The organism is Roseovarius sp. A46, from assembly GCF_004126395.1.
GTDB lineage: Bacteria > Pseudomonadota > Alphaproteobacteria > Rhodobacterales > Rhodobacteraceae > Roseovarius > Roseovarius nitratireducens.
In genome coordinates, this window is sequence record NZ_PVWS01000015.1 from 43,103 (window position 1) to 54,928 (window position 11,826).

Below are 11,826 nucleotides of genomic sequence, written 5' to 3' on the forward strand. Positions count from 1 at the left end.
TGCCCTGTCATTGATAATTTGTCAACAAAATGCCTGCGTCCTGTCAGGGTGCGGCAAGCCGCGCGACAAGCGGGGCCGGTCCCGGCTTCCCGTCGTCGCCGATCAGCACCGGCTCTGCCAGTAGCTTGAGCGTCACCACCCCGGCACCATGCCCGTAGCGATGCCCCATCGAATGGCCCAGCGCGACGCGCCAGCCAGGGCGCGGGTTGAGCGCATCCCGCGCGGGTCCCAGCCCGGCCTTCATGTGGTGGGCGATATCCCAGTGCTGCACCACGCCGGCGTGACGGGTGACGACCCAACAATGCATGTCGTCGGTGACACCGCCCTTCTCCGCCGGAAAGAAATAGCCATAGACATAGCCCGCCTCGAACCCGGCGGCGCGCAGGCTCGCCACGAGGTAGGTGTTGATGTCGATGCAAGAGCCCGGCGTCAGGCCGCAGTAAAGGTAGGGCACCGCCTCGGTGCCGTCATTGAACCGCACATCTGGATGGGCATAGGCAAAGCGCGCCTCTGCTTCCGCCACCAGCGCCGCGATGCCCGCCATGCCGCCGCCCGCCGCGCGGGCCATCTCCACGCTTGCCTGCGCCAGATCGTCGGCGGGGGTGGTGTAGCGCGTCGCGCGCGGGGCGAACATGATGTCCGGATAGGCGGGACCGCCAGGCGCGATCTCGTAGGACAGCGTCAGCGGCCCGCCCTCCGCCGCGATCTCGAGCGCGGCAAGGCCCAGCTCCGGCTCGGGCAGGACGGCGGCGATGCGCCCGCCTGTGATGGACGCGGCGGCGACGGCCTCGGCGGGGGTGGCCATCCCCGCCGGGGCCAGCAGCCGCGCGCCCGACTCAAGGCCCGCGATCTCGACGGTAAGCCGCCTCATGTCAGGTTCCACATCTGGAACAGCAGCCCGGCGGCGAACGCCCCCGTCAGCGACAGCGCGAGGTAGAGCGCGAAGACGCGGGGCTTTACCAGCGCCCACACCGCGATCGCCGCGGGCAGCGAGGTGACGCCGCCCGCCACGAGAAAGGCAAGCCCCGCACCGGGCGCCATCCCCTGCCCGACCAGCCCACCCACCAGCGGCAACGCGGCATAGCCGTTGAGATAGGCGGGCACACCGACGAGGGTGCCAAGCACGATTGGCATCAGGCCGGTGCCGCCCAGCACGCCGGTGATCGTCTCGGCGGGGATGAAGGCCAGCATCAGGCTTTCGAGGACAAAGGCCAGCGTCAGCCATTTCAGCAGGAACAGGGTGACGCTCGCTGCCTCGCGCCCGAACTTCGCGCGCCGCTCCGGGTCGATCCAGAAGCGCCACACCACCGGTTTCGGGTCGCGCAGTTTCGACCCGCCGCAGCCGCCGTTGCCAATGCCCTCGCGCAGCGGATCGGCGAGGCCCCCGGCGCGGCCCAGGAAATGCACCACCCAGCCGCCCATCAGGCCGAGGCCAATGGCCGCCAGCGTCTTGGCGATAGCGAATTCAAGGCCCAGAACGCCCGTCGTCAGCACGAACATCGACGGGTCCATTACCGGCGAGGCGAGCCAGAACGCCATCACCGCCGACAGCGGCACCCCCATCGCCAGCAGCGCCGCGATGAGCGGGATCACCCCGCAGGAGCAGAACGGCGACAGCCCCCCTGCCAGCGCCGCCAGCAGGATCATCACCGCCGGCGCGCCGGTAAAGGCGCGGGCGATCAGGTTGTCGGCGCCGGTGGCCGTGGCCCAGGCCGCGACGGCGATGGACAGCACGAGGAAGGGCGCGGTGCCCGCCAGCGCCTCGGCCGTGAAGGCAATCGACGCCCCCGCCTGCGCGCGGTCAAACACGGCGAGCACGGCGAGGATCAGCGCGGTGACGAGCCAGACGCTGTGTTTGCGCCAGGCGGTGCGCAGCACGGTGGCGGCACGGGGCGGGGTAAGGGTGGAGTCGCTCATTTTTACATCCCTAGTTATGTCGTGATTTTAGGCCCAAAAAATCAGGCCGCGCTATCGGTGGAGGCCAGCCGCACGCCGGTGCAGCATTCGGCGGTGAGAAAATCGAGCATGGTCCGCATCGCGGCGAAATCCACGCGGTTCAGGATGGTGCGGCCCTGCCGCTCCTGCAGCACCAGCCCGGCATCGACCAGCGTCGAGAGATGGTGCGCCAGCGTCGAGGGGGCCTGCCCGAGGTGCTGCCCGATCTCGCCCACGCTGAGCCCCTCGTCACCCGCGCGCACCAGCAAGCGAAAGATGGCGAGGCGGGTGTCGTGGCCAAGCGCGGCGAGCGCGCGTGAGGTGGGGCTTGTTTGTGTCATGCGGTCAATATAACTATAAAACTAGTTATGTCAATCCACCAGATCCGCCCGCGCCTCCATCGTCGCCACCCCGTCCACCGCGCGCCGCACGCGCAGGTCCAGCCCGCCCGCTGTCTCGCGCGCCTCGATGGCCACCGCCGCGCCGCAGATGAGCGGGCTGAGACCGCGATAGGAAAAGCGGCGAACCGTGCGGTTGGCTACGTGAACCGCGAGGTTCATCATCCAAACCGCCTGCATCGGCCCGTGCACCACGAGCCCCTCGTAGCCCTCGATCTGCGTGGCATAGGGGTGGTCGTAATGGATGCGGTGGCCGTTGAAGGTGAGCGCCGAGAACCGAAACAGCAGCGTCGGGTCGGGCGTGAGGTGCCACGTCTCGGACCCCGGCCAATCCTCTGCGGGCGTGGGCACGCGCGCCTGCCCCGGCTTCGGATCCTCGCGATAGACGATGTCCTGCCGCTCGGTGATGCGCGGCGCGCCCTCGACGCGGTAGACATGGCGCTGCGTGACGAAACCCAACTGCCCGCTGCGCCCCTGCTTGAACGTCACGTCGTCGATCACCGTCTCGCGCGTCACCATTTCGCCGGGCGCCAAGGGCGCATGGAACTCCAACTCGCCCCCCGCCCACATCCGGCGCGGCAGTGGCAGGGCGGGCAGGAAAATGCCCGTTTTCGGGTGGCAGTCCCGGCCAAGGCGCGCGGGCTCCACCACATCCGGCACGAGGCACCAGTGCAGCCCCACGGGCACCTCTGCCTCGGCCAGGTATCCGGCCAGAGTGGCGCGGTACTGCGCGATCAGGCGGTCCGAGACGGGCTCGCTCCGCGTATAGCCCCAGCCGATCCAATCTGAATAGTCGTTCATTTTCTGCCCCTTATTCCCCCCGCCCGGGCCCGTAGGACTTGGGCAGGCCGAGCACCCGCTCGGCAATATGGCACAGGATCAGGTTGGTCGAAATCGGCGCGATCTGGTAGAGCCGCGCCTCGCGGAACTTGCGCTCGACATCGTATTCCTCGGCGAAGGCAAAGCCGCCGTGGGTCTGCATGCAGGCCTCGGCGGCCTCCCAGCTTGCCTCGGAGGCGAGCAGCTTGGCGGTGTTGGCCTCGACCCCCGGGTTCTCGCCCGCGTCATACATGGCCGCCGCGCGGTAGACGATCGCCTCGGCGGCCATCATGTGCGCCTGCGCGCGCGCCAGAGGGAACTGAACCCCCTGGTTGGCGCCGATGGGTTCGCCGAATACCACCCGCTCGCTCGCGTAGGCCGCGCCGGTCTTGAGGAACCACTTGGCATCCCCGATGCACTCGGCGGCAATCAGGATGCGCTCGGCATTCATGCCCGAGAGGATGTAGCGAAAGCCCTTCCCTTCCTCGCCGATCAGGCTGTCCGCGGGGATGCGCAAATTGTCAAAGAACACCTCGGTGGTGGCGTGGTTGATCATCGTGCGGATGGGGCGGATTTCCACGCCGTTGCCGATCTTGTCGCGCAGGTCGACGAGGAACACCGACAGCCCATCGGTGCGCGAGGCCGCCTCGTCACGCGGGGTGGTGCGGGCCAGAAGGATCATGAGATCGGAATGTTCCACCCGCGAGGTCCATATCTTCTGGCCGTTGATGACATAGTCATCGCCCTCGCGCCGGGCCGTGGTCTTCAATGCCAGCGTGTCCGTGCCGCTCGTCGGCTCGGTCACGCCGAACGCCTGAAGCCGCAGCGAGCCGTCGGCGATGCCCGGCAGATACGCCGCCTTTTGTGCCGGTGATCCGTGGCGCAGGAGCGTACCCATCGTGTACATCTGCGCGTGGCAGGCGGCGGCGTTGCAACCCTGCCGGTGGATTTCCTCGAGGATCACCGCGGCGGCGGTAAGCGGCAGGTTCGAGCCGCCGTATTCCTCGGGGATCATCGCGGCGAGATAGCCCTCGCGGATGAGGGCCGCGACGAATTCGGTCGGGTAGGCGCGCCGCGCATCGAGATCGCGCCAATAGGTGCCGGGAAACCCCGCGCAGACCCGCGCCACGCCGTCGCGGATATCGGCATGCGCAGCGGTGGGATCGAATGTGGTCATGGTGTTTGCCCCCGTCTTTTCCGGTTGATACCTCGCAGGTTTTGCATCCGAGGGGAATATCGGGCCCGCGCGAAACCGGGCTTTCCTCTGCCGCCACGACCCGGCATTGTCTGGTCCGCAATCAAAGGAGCCTGCCCATGCCTGCCGATCTCTCTGGTCTTCTCGTTGTTTCGGTCGAACAGGCGGTGGCCGCGCCCTATTGCTCGGGGCGGCTGGCCGAGGCGGGGGCGCGGGTCATCAAGGTGGAGCGGCCCGAGGGCGATTTCGCACGCGGTTATGACAGCCACGTACATGGAGAGAGCGCCTATTTCGTCTGGCTCAACCGGGGCAAGGAATCGGCCTGCCTCGACCTGCGGCAAGACACCGATCGCGCGCTGATGGAGCGGATGCTGGCACGCGCGGATGTGTTCATCCAGAACCTTGCGCCGGGGGCCATCGACCGGCTGGGATTTGCCCCCGACCGGCTGCGTGCCGACAATCCGCGGCTCATCACCGTTTCGATCTCGGGTTATGGCGAGGAGGGGCCGCTGGCCGATCTCAAGGCCTATGACCTGCTGGTGCAGGCCGAATCGGGGCTGTCGTCGATCACCGGCAACGCGGCGGGGCCTGCGCGCACCGGCGTGTCGGTCTGCGATATCGCGGCGGGAATGACGGCCTATCAGGCGATCCTCGAGGCGCTGATCGGGCGCGCCGCCACCGGGACGGGGCGGCATGTCGCGGTGTCGCTGTTTCACGCGCTCGCCGACTGGATGAACGTGCCGTATCTGCAATACGCCTATGGCGGCAAGGTGCCGGCGCGCGCGGGGCTCAACCACCCGACCATCGCGCCCTATGGTGTCTACGAGGGGGCGGACGGCAAATCGCTGCTGATCTCGATCCAGAACGAGCGCGAATGGGCCGCGTTTTGCGAGGTGATCCTCGGGGATGCGGCGCTTGCCCGCGACCCGCGATTCGACAGCAATTCCGCGCGCGTCGCCAACCGCCCGGCGCTCGACGCGATCCTGCGGCCGGTGTTTGCCGCCGTGGCACGCGACGAAATGGCCGAGCGGCTGCGCGCGGCGCGAATCGCCTATGGGCGGGTGAGCGACATGGAAGACCTCGTCGCCCACCCGCAGAATCGCCACGTCACCGTCGAGACGCCCTCGGGGCCGGTGCGAATGCTGGCCCCCGGCGCATTGGTGGACGGCGCGCCACGCACGCCCGGACCGGTGCCCGGGCTCGGGGCGCATACGGGCGCCGTGCGCGCGGAGTTTTCAGGTGAGTGACGCGGGCGGGCGGATCGCGGCGCTCCTGTCGGAGACCGGGGCGCGCGACGTGCTCGATATTGGCTGCGGGGGCGGCGAGATGGCGCGGGTATTGGTGCAGGCGGGCCATGCCGTGACAGGCATCGACCCGGCCCCGCAGGCCATCGCGGCGGCGCGCGAACGGGTGCCGGAGGCGCGATTCGTGATCGGCGGAGCCGAGGCGCTGCCTTTCGGGCCGGGCAGCTTTGACGCCTGCGTGTTCCTCAACTCGCTGCACCACGTGCCGGTGCCACTGATCGAGACCGCGCTGTGCGAGGCGCTGCGCGTGTTGCGCCCTGGCGGCGAGGTGATCGTGGTGGAACCGCTGGCGGAAGGGCCGTTTTTCGAGGTGATGCGCCCGGTGGAGGACGAAGCAGACATCCGCCGCGCCGCCATCGCCGCAATCGACGCGGTGATGACGGCTGATGCTGTCGGCCCGGCACCGGAGACGTGGCGACGGCCCACGCCGGTGGCCGATCTGGGGGCGTTCATCGAGTATCTCGCCCGCGTCGATCCCGCCCGTCGCGCCGTGGCCGAAGCGCAGCGCCCGGTTTTGACACGCCTTTTCGCCCGGCACGCGCGCCGCGCCGGGGATGGATTCGTGCTCGATCAGCCGCTTCGCATGTGGCGGCTACGGCCTGTTTGACAGCACAGCACGAGATTCGGGCTGGCGCGTTATGTGTTTTTGTGCTTTTTTTCCCGGTAAAGGGAGAAAACGCGCGTGTTCAGCTTTGGCGACATCATGGCAGAGGCACTCGGCCTGATCCTGACATGGGATCGGGACCTGAGCGAAATCGTGCTGTTGTCGCTGCGCGTGACGTTCACGGCCGTGGCCATCTCGTGCCTGATCGGCCTGCCGCTGGGCGCGGTCGTGGGGGCATTCGGCTTTCGCGGGCGGGGCACGGTGACGGTGCTGCTCAATGCGCTGATGGGGCTGCCGCCGGTGGTGGTGGGGCTGTTTGTCTACCTGATGCTGTCGAACGCGGGGCCCTTGGGCATCCTCGGGCTGCTCTATACCCCCACGGCGATGATCATAGCGCAGACCATCCTCGTGACCCCCATCGTGGCGGCGCTGACCAAACAGGTGGTGGAGGATCTGCACGGCGAATATGCAGAGCAATTCGCCTCGTTCGGGCTGACGGCACGGACGCGTGTCGCCGCTCTTCTGTGGGACGCGCGCTATAGCTTGCTGACAGTGGCGCTCGCCGGTTTCGGCCGCGCGGTGGCCGAGGTGGGGGCCGTGCTGATCGTGGGTGGCAATATCAACCACGTGACGCGGGTGATGACCACGACCATCGCTTTGGAGACTTCCAAGGGCAATCTGGAACTGGCGCTGGCGCTGGGCGTGTTGCTGCTGGGGCTGGCGGTGATCGTCAATGCCGCGGTGATGGCGCTGCGCGCCTCGGCGGTGCGGGCAGCCTATGCGTGACACGGTGATCGATATCCGCGCCGAGAGCGCCGTTGCCGCGCAACCGCTGCTGGCGGCGCGCGGCTTGAGTTTCTCGGCGGGCGGGCAGACCCTCATTCACGGCATCGACCTCGGGATAGAGCCGGGCAAGCGCACCCTCGTCATGGGCGCGAACGGCAGCGGCAAGAGCCTGCTTCTGCGGCTGCTGCACGGGTTGCTCACGCCGTCATCGGGAGATGTGCTGTGGCGCGGCCATGCGCCCGACCGCGGCGCGCGCCGGGCGCAGGCAATGGTGTTTCAGCGTCCCGTGATGCTGCGCCGGTCGGTGCTGGCCAATCTCAACTTCGCGCTCAAGGTCCACGGGATGGCGGGCCGCGCCCGCGCGGAGCGCGCGCAGGAAGCGCTGGACATGGCGCGGCTCTCCGACCTGGCAGGCCAACCCGCGCGCGTGCTGTCGGGCGGCGAGCAACAGCGCCTCGCCGTGGCGCGCGCGCTGGTGTGCGAGCCGGACCTGCTGTTCCTCGACGAGCCCACCAGCAGCCTCGACCCCGCCTCGACGCAGATGATCGAGGATCTGGTGAATGCAGCCCATGCACGCGGGGTGACCATCGTGATGGTCACCCATGATCTGGGTCAGGCGCGGCGCATGGGCGACGAGGTGATCTTTCTCGATGCCGGGCGCGTCGCGGAGCGCGGACCGCTCGACCGGGTTCTGGGCGCGCCGCGCTCGGAGGCCGCCCGCGCCTGGACGCAGGGGCGGCTCTATACCGGAACATCCCACTGAACCCCAATCAAACACGGAGCGTGCAATGTTCAGACGTCACCTTCTTTCGCTTGCCCTCGGCGCGACTCTGGCCCTCGGGGTCGGTGCGGTGCAGGCGCAGGACGCGTTCATCGTGGTGCAATCGACCACATCGACGCAGAATTCGGGCCTGTTCGACCATATCCTGCCGATGTTCGAGGAGGAGACAGGCATCGAAGTCCGGGTCGTGGCCGTGGGCACGGGCCAGGCGATCAAGAACGCCGCCAATGGCGATGGCGACGTGCTCTTTGTGCATGCCAAGCCGGCGGAGGAGAAGTTCGTGGCCGAGGGGCACGGCGTGACACGGTTCGACGTGATGTACAACGATTTCGTCATCGTCGGCCCGCCCGCCGATCCCGCCGGTGTGGCGGGGATGAGCGACGTGGGCGCGGCCCTCACCAAGATCGCCGAAACGCAGGCGCCGTTCGCCTCGCGCGGGGATGACAGCGGCACCAACAAGGCAGAATTGCGCCTGTGGAAACTGGCCGGGATCGACGCGCAGGGCGCGTCGGGCGGCTGGTATCGAGAGACGGGTTCGGGCATGGGCGCGACACTCAACACCGGCACGGCGATGGGCGCCTATATCATGACCGACCGCGCCACCTGGATCGCCTTTGGCAACAAGGGGGACTACGGCATCGTCGTGGAAGGTGATCCGAAGATGTTCAACCAATACGGCATCATCCTCGTGAACCCGGAAAAGCACCCGAGCGTCAAGGCCGAGGCCGGGCAGACCTTCATCGACTGGGTGCTCTCGGACGCGGGCCAAGCCGCGATCGCGGGCTATGAAGTGGACGGACAGCAGCTCTTTTTCCCGAACGCAGGGGGCTGAACCTGAGCATCCTCAGTCGCAGGCGTCCCGCGACAGGGTGCCGTCCGGCATGACCGTGTTGCACAGGATTGCCCCCTCGAAGCGCGCGCCCGTCACGTCGGCCCCTTTCAGCCGCGCGCCGGAGAGATCGGCGCCTCGGAAATCCGCGTCGCGCAGCGAGGCGTCCGTCAGCGTCGCCGCCTTGAGCGATGCCTCGCGGAAATCCGCCCGGTCCATGCGCGCCTCGTCGAGCATGGCGAGAAAGAGGTCGGCGGCAGAAAAATCGCTTTCCTCCATGTTCGCCCCCGTCAGGTCCGCCCCGACAAGCGCCTCCCCGGTGAGACTTGCCTCGCGCAGGTCGCAGCCCGGGCAGGAGCCATCCCGCTCCAATGCGTCCGTGTCGGACGCGGCGGGCGAGGCAAGGGCGAGAAGCCCCGCGAGAATGACAAAGTGATACGTCATCGGCTGTCCTTTGGAATGCGACGCGATAGCGTCGGGCCGGGGCGCCCGGATGCAACCCCGGCCCTGCCGGTCACTGGTTCTGGTCATTCATGGCCTGAACGCGCTTGATGATCCGCTGGTTCAGCGTCTGATCATTGTTGGCGGCCACAGCGATCTCTGTGTAGCGGTCAAGCGTGAGGCCCTCGGTGTCCTCGATCACTTGCATGATCTCGGTATTGGCCTCTTCGACGATGGCGGCCTGCTGCTCCTCGGTCTCGGCGCTTTGCACGAGCGTGCTGTATCTCTGGCGCACATCAGCCACCTGGAGCAGGGCCTCGGTAAAGATATCAAGCTCTTCGGTGGAATAGCTCGCGTCCTGCTGTGCGGCGGCGGTCTGGGTGGTGACGACGGTCACCGGCGCGGCAGCGAACGCCAGCGCGATGGCCGTCGTCGTTGCCTTGAATATCGTTCGGGTGGGCATAGGGCCTCCTCTGGTCCAGGGTGTCTGCGCCGCGGGCACCTGGCCGCGAACGCTCGATCAACCTAAGAGCCGTGCCGCTGCGCGCAAACGGCTGAGCGGTTTCTTGCCCAGATGAGCGTTCAGCCTCTGGCGGCATCCACCGCCGCCACCGCCGCGGCCACCGCCTCTTCGATCGACATTTCCGAGGTGTCGAGCATCAGCGCATCCTCGGCCGGTTTCAACGGGGCGGCCGCGCGGGCGCTGTCGCGGGCGTCGCGCTGGCGCAGGTCGTCCATCACCTCTTCAAGCGTGACTGCGTGGCCGCTTTCGCACATCTCCTTGTGTCGCCTGCGCGCGCGCTCGGTATCGCTGGCGGTGACAAAGAGCTTCACCTCTGCCTCGGGGCAGATCACCGTGCCGATATCGCGGCCATCGAGCACCGCGCCGCCCGCGCGCCGGGCAAAGGCGCGCTGGAAATCGAGGAGCGCCTGCCGCACCTCGGGGATGGCGGCCACGCGGCTCGCGGCCTGGCTTACCTCGGGGGTGCGCAGATCGTCGGCATCGAGATCCTCGGCGCGCAGCGTCTGCGCCGCCTCCACCGGCGCGAGCCCGTCGAGCGTGCGCCGCCCGGTCGCGCGATAGAGCAGTCCGGTATCGAGATGGGCAAAGCCGAAATGGTGGCTGAGCGCCCGCCCGATGGTGCCCTTGCCCGCCGCTGCCGGCCCGTCGATCGCGATGGTGAACGCCATGAACGTCTCCTTTGGTGGACCATCTTGCTAGCCGATCCCGCACCCTGCCTCAAGCATCGCTTGACGGCGGGCCACGGGCGCGGCATCACCCGATCCATGCTGATCTACAAGATTTTTCGCGCCCCGGAATGGGACGCCCTGCGCGCAGACGGCGAGACGCGCGGCGCGCCGGTCGATCTGGCCGACGGTTATGTGCATTTCTCGACCGCCAAACAGGCGCCCGAGACGGCGGCGAAGCATTTCGCGGGCGAGGACGGGCTGATGCTGCTGGCGGTCGAGGCGGATCGGCTGGGTGACGCCCTGAAATGGGAGCCGTCGCGCGGCGGGGCGCTGTTCCCGCATCTCTACCGTGCGCTGCGGCTGGAGGATGTGGCGTGGGCAAGGCCCTTGCCGTTGGTGGCGGGCGCGCACCGCTTCCCAGAGGGCGTCGAATGACGGTGTTGGAACGCCTTGGCCTCGGCCTGATGCACCGGCTTGATCCCGAGACGGCGCACGGCCTTGCGCTGCGCGCGCTCCGGCTCGGGCTTACCCCCGCACCCGGCCCGGTCACCTCGCCACGGCTGCGGGTCGATCTCGCGGGGATGGCGCTGCCCAACCCGGTGGGCCTCGCCGCCGGGTTCGACAAGAACGCCGAGGCGCTGGGGCCGCTGTCACGCGCCGGGTTCGGCTTTGTCGAGGTGGGGGCGGTGACGCCGCGCGCGCAACCGGGCAACCCGCGCCCGCGGCTCTTTCGGCTGGCGAAGGATCGCGGCGTCATCAATCGCTTCGGCTTCAACAATGGCGGCATGGAGGCCGCCGCCGCGCGGCTGGCCCGGCGCCCGCAGGGCGCGGTGATCGGGCTGAACCTCGGGGCCAACAAGGACAGCGCCGACCGCGCCGCCGATTTCGCGACGGTGCTGCGCCATTGCGGCGCGCATCTCGATTTCGCCACCGTCAACGTCAGCAGCCCCAATACCGAGCGGCTGCGCGAGTTGCAGGGGGCCGAAGCGCTGGCGGCGTTGCTCGCGGGCGTAATGGCGGCGCGCGACGGGCTGCCCCGGCGCATCCCGGTGTTTCTCAAGATCGCGCCGGACCTGGGCGATGCGGAACTGGGCGAGATCGCCGATGTCGCGCGCGAGGCGGGCGTCGCCGGGATCATCGCCACCAACACCACGCTGTCGCGCGAGGGGCTGCAAAGCGCCGCGCGCGACGAGGCGGGGGGCCTGTCGGGCGCGCCGCTGTTCGAGCGCTCCACGCGGGTGCTGGCACGGCTGTCGCAGCTAACCGGCGGAGACATGCCGCTCATCGGCGTGGGGGGGATCGGCTCGGCCGAGGACGCCTATGCCAAGATCCGCGCCGGGGCCACGGCGGTGCAACTCTACTCGGCGCTGGTCTATGAGGGGCTGTCGCTGGTGTCGGAGATCGCGCGGGGGCTGGAAGCGCTGCTGGCGCGCGACGGGTTCGCGTCGGTGGCCGAGGCGGTGGGCACGGGTAGGCAGGACTGGCTGTGAGCGGTGGTTGAGGGGATTGGCCTGGAGGGGACGTTCAGCACAACGCTTGAGGA

The 11,826-nt window shown here is 68.5% G+C and carries 15 protein-coding genes; 7 read left to right on the plus strand and 8 right to left on the minus strand.

Annotated features, from left to right (window positions below; translation table 11 throughout):
* Window positions 1-43: 43 nt before the first annotated feature.
* Genes C6W92_RS09650 through C6W92_RS09670 form a run of 5 tightly spaced genes read right to left on the minus strand, consistent with a single transcriptional unit; the run spans window position 44 to window position 4,329 of the window.
* A complete protein-coding gene (locus tag C6W92_RS09650; protein WP_129432772.1) occupies window positions 44-871 on the minus strand; it encodes a transglutaminase family protein in 828 nt (275 codons plus the stop codon).
* Window positions 868-1,917, minus strand: a complete 1,050-nt coding sequence (locus C6W92_RS09655) for a permease (RefSeq protein ID WP_129432773.1) — start codon at window positions 1,915-1,917, stop codon at window positions 868-870. Before C6W92_RS09655 ends, C6W92_RS09650 begins: the two co-directional genes overlap by 4 nt.
* Before the next feature lie 41 nt (window positions 1,918-1,958).
* The gene (locus C6W92_RS09660) at window positions 1,959-2,276 is read right to left on the minus strand and encodes a metalloregulator ArsR/SmtB family transcription factor (RefSeq protein ID WP_129432774.1); all 318 of its coding nucleotides are present in this window, start codon (window positions 2,274-2,276) and stop codon (window positions 1,959-1,961) included.
* A 30-nt stretch (window positions 2,277-2,306) separates the two neighbouring features.
* Entirely contained in the window at window positions 2,307-3,134 is an 828-nt protein-coding gene (locus tag C6W92_RS09665) for a MaoC family dehydratase N-terminal domain-containing protein (protein WP_129432775.1), read from the minus strand.
* A 10-nt stretch (window positions 3,135-3,144) separates the two neighbouring features.
* Window positions 3,145-4,329: an acyl-CoA dehydrogenase family protein gene (locus C6W92_RS09670; protein ID WP_129432776.1), complete on the minus strand. Its 1,185-nt coding sequence runs from the start codon at window positions 4,327-4,329 to the stop codon at window positions 3,145-3,147.
* A 137-nt stretch (window positions 4,330-4,466) separates the two neighbouring features.
* On the opposite strand from C6W92_RS09670, the gene C6W92_RS09675 reads away from it, so the two are divergent.
* From C6W92_RS09675 to C6W92_RS09695, 5 genes are all read left to right on the plus strand, one after another.
* The gene (locus C6W92_RS09675) at window positions 4,467-5,594 is read left to right on the plus strand and encodes a CaiB/BaiF CoA-transferase family protein (RefSeq protein WP_104018696.1); all 1,128 of its coding nucleotides are present in this window, start codon (window positions 4,467-4,469) and stop codon (window positions 5,592-5,594) included.
* Window positions 5,587-6,258 (plus strand): class I SAM-dependent methyltransferase, encoded by a 672-nt coding sequence (locus tag C6W92_RS09680; RefSeq protein ID WP_241691120.1) that lies wholly within the window; start codon window positions 5,587-5,589, stop codon window positions 6,256-6,258. Before C6W92_RS09675 ends, C6W92_RS09680 begins: the two co-directional genes overlap by 8 nt.
* A gap of 75 nt (window positions 6,259-6,333) precedes the next feature.
* Complete coding sequence (locus C6W92_RS09685) at window positions 6,334-7,041, plus strand: ABC transporter permease (protein WP_241691121.1); 708 nt, start codon at window positions 6,334-6,336, stop codon at window positions 7,039-7,041.
* Window positions 7,034-7,804, plus strand: a complete 771-nt coding sequence (locus tag C6W92_RS09690; RefSeq protein WP_129432778.1) for an ATP-binding cassette domain-containing protein — start codon at window positions 7,034-7,036, stop codon at window positions 7,802-7,804. The genes C6W92_RS09685 and C6W92_RS09690 overlap by 8 nt, the downstream gene beginning before the upstream one ends.
* Window positions 7,805-7,829: 25 nt before the next feature.
* Window positions 7,830-8,654, plus strand: coding sequence for an extracellular solute-binding protein (locus C6W92_RS09695; protein WP_129432779.1), 825 nt, complete (start codon window positions 7,830-7,832; stop codon window positions 8,652-8,654).
* Between the two features lie 12 nt (window positions 8,655-8,666).
* Here the strand turns inward: C6W92_RS09695 and C6W92_RS09700 are convergent, their stop codons facing one another.
* From C6W92_RS09700 to cmk, 3 genes are all read right to left on the minus strand, one after another.
* Window positions 8,667-9,095, minus strand: coding sequence for a pentapeptide repeat-containing protein (locus C6W92_RS09700; RefSeq protein WP_129432780.1), 429 nt, complete (start codon window positions 9,093-9,095; stop codon window positions 8,667-8,669).
* A 70-nt stretch (window positions 9,096-9,165) separates the two neighbouring features.
* Window positions 9,166-9,555: a DUF4168 domain-containing protein gene (locus C6W92_RS09705; protein ID WP_129432781.1), complete on the minus strand. Its 390-nt coding sequence runs from the start codon at window positions 9,553-9,555 to the stop codon at window positions 9,166-9,168.
* Window positions 9,556-9,674: 119 nt separating this feature from the next.
* On the minus strand, window positions 9,675-10,283 hold the full coding sequence (cmk, locus tag C6W92_RS09710) for a (d)CMP kinase (RefSeq protein WP_104018691.1): 609 nt from the start codon (window positions 10,281-10,283) through the stop codon (window positions 9,675-9,677).
* 96 nt (window positions 10,284-10,379) lie between these two features.
* Between cmk and C6W92_RS09715 the strand changes: the two genes are divergently transcribed.
* Both C6W92_RS09715 and C6W92_RS09720 read left to right on the plus strand, forming a co-directional pair.
* Window positions 10,380-10,718: a DUF952 domain-containing protein gene (locus C6W92_RS09715; protein ID WP_129432782.1), complete on the plus strand. Its 339-nt coding sequence runs from the start codon at window positions 10,380-10,382 to the stop codon at window positions 10,716-10,718.
* Window positions 10,715-11,773 carry a quinone-dependent dihydroorotate dehydrogenase gene (locus tag C6W92_RS09720; protein ID WP_129432783.1) on the plus strand — a complete coding sequence of 353 codons (1,059 nt, stop codon included), beginning with the start codon at window positions 10,715-10,717 and terminating at the stop codon, window positions 11,771-11,773. The genes C6W92_RS09715 and C6W92_RS09720 overlap by 4 nt, the downstream gene beginning before the upstream one ends.
* The last annotated feature ends 53 nt before the right edge of the window (window positions 11,774-11,826 follow it).